At 61.0% G+C, this 1,257-nt stretch carries 1 protein-coding gene; it reads right to left on the bottom strand.

Going from position 1 to position 1,257, the window contains the following annotated elements; genetic code table 11:
• Nucleotides 1–863: Rpn family recombination-promoting nuclease/putative transposase (locus WD429_RS05005; RefSeq protein ID WP_368421077.1), on the bottom strand; the 863-nt coding region annotated here is incomplete at its 3' end.
• Nucleotides 864–1,257: the final 394 nt, after the last annotated feature.

Here is a 1,257-nt window from a genome sequence, read left to right as displayed (position 1 = left end):
TTGAACAGTTCGTCGAGGGAGTTGACGGTCAGGATGGCAGCCGACCAGTCTTCCAGCTGCTCAGGCGTCGCCTGCTCCAGACGCTGCTCAGCCCAATCAGGAACGTCGCCGAACTTGAAGCCTAGTTGCTTACGCAGGATGCGCTGGGCTTCTTCCTGCTTGGCTTCGTTCAAAAGCGACACCTCATCCCGCAGGGCCCGCTCCCGCACAAACGCCAGGCGCTGGGCTTCTTCGTCAGCGCTGAGCTGCCGGATACGGCTCATGGCCTGCTTGACGGGCTCGTGTGCAACATTTGCCATGGTCAGTTCCTCCTGCCAATGCTCGAAGAAGGTCACCCAGGCGGCCATCGGGCCGGGGGCAAGGTTCAAGCGGTCTGCTTTGCCCAGTTCGATCAGGTTCATCTGCAAGATGTTCCCCAGCGTCACCTCGGGCTGGGACTGGTCGCGCATTTCAAAGCGCCAGACGGCCTGCTGCTTCTGGGCCTCGGTGGCCATGAACAGATCGAAGTCCAGCAGGTGTATGCCGACAGACGCCTTGAGGTGCTGGTAGTCCTCGCCAGCGCCCAACTGCAATCCGAGAGTTCGCGCCAGGTAGAACAGGCCACGCTTGTGCCAGGCGCCGTAGCGGCGTACCTGGATCTCCACATTGTAGCAGTGGCCCTCGGCATCACGGGCCAGCACGTCGAGAATGATGTACTTGCCGGTGAGTTCACTGGGTTCGATGTTCGGATTGAGAACCTCGACCGCCGTGATATCGGGCAGATCCGGACGCAGATCGTTAATCAACGCCACCAGCAAATCCGGCGCTTCGGAAAACAACCGCTTGAAAACATAGTCGTTCTTGGGGTCGAGTAGGCTGGCCATGGAATGCCCTTGCACACTGTCTGGCGGTAGCTTACCACGCCTCGCCAGATTGGCGGGAGACGCCCCCCCGACGGGTACCAGGGCAAAGGCCCAGCTTCCCTGCGTCCACACTCTCATCGCGGCCCGCTGACCTCAACTGTCAGGTTGGCGGCGCTCGCAGACCCTGAAGCCTCCCCACAATACCGCCAGCCCAGTACCGGCCAACGTTTCTGACCCACCCCCGAGGAGGCAGCGTTGCCACCGTCCACATTCCGTGTCGGCTCAGCCAAGGGTCGGGACGTAGTGTAGTGGCGTAGAACACTTGACCACTACACAACTGCTCAGGCGTCGCCGAATCGGGCTTTTCGAGCGCCCAGGCAGGCGGACTCATTTACGCAATCCTTTGAGGATCCGA

The organism is Marinobacter sp. (genome assembly GCF_040904845.1).
Classification (GTDB): domain Bacteria; phylum Pseudomonadota; class Gammaproteobacteria; order Pseudomonadales; family Oleiphilaceae; genus Marinobacter.
This window is presented reverse-complemented; position numbering and strand designations above follow the sequence as displayed.